Raw genomic sequence first — 575 nt, forward strand, 5'->3', positions numbered from 1 at the left:
CGCGGTACTTTTCACCATTCCCTCACGGTACTATCCGCTATCGGTCACCAGGGAATATTTAGGCTTAGCGGGTGGTCCCGCCAGATTCACACGGGATTTCTCGGGCCCCGTGCTACTTGGGAGATTCTTAAGCAAGCCGCTGATGTTTCGTCTACGGGGGTCTTACCCTCTACGCCGGACCTTTCGCATGTCCTTCGACTACATCAACGGTTTCTGACTCGCCGACCGGCCGGCAGACCGATCAAAAGAATTCCCACAACCCCGCATGCGCAACCCCTGCCGGGTATCACACGCATACGGTTTGGCCTCATCCGGTTTCGCTCGCCACTACTCCCGGAATCACGGTTGTTTTCTCTTCCTGAGGGTACTGAGATGTTTCACTTCCCCTCGTTCCCTCCACACTGCCTATGTGTTCAGCAGTGGGTGACAGCCCATGACGACTGCCGGGTTTCCCCATTCGGACACCCCCGGATCAAAGCTCAGTTGGCAGCTCCCCGGGGCCTATCGCGGCCTCTCACGTCCTTCATCGGTTCCTGGTGCCAAGGCATCCACCGTGCGCCCTTAAAAACTTGGCC

General features: G+C 57.7%; 1 rRNA gene. It reads right to left on the minus strand.

Features of this window, described 5'->3' with window-relative positions:
- Positions 1-575: ribosomal RNA gene (locus tag IE248_RS37085) — 23S ribosomal RNA — on the minus strand; the annotation flags it as partial.

This window comes from Streptomyces goshikiensis (assembly GCF_014650555.1).
GTDB lineage: Bacteria > Actinomycetota > Actinomycetes > Streptomycetales > Streptomycetaceae > Streptomyces > Streptomyces goshikiensis.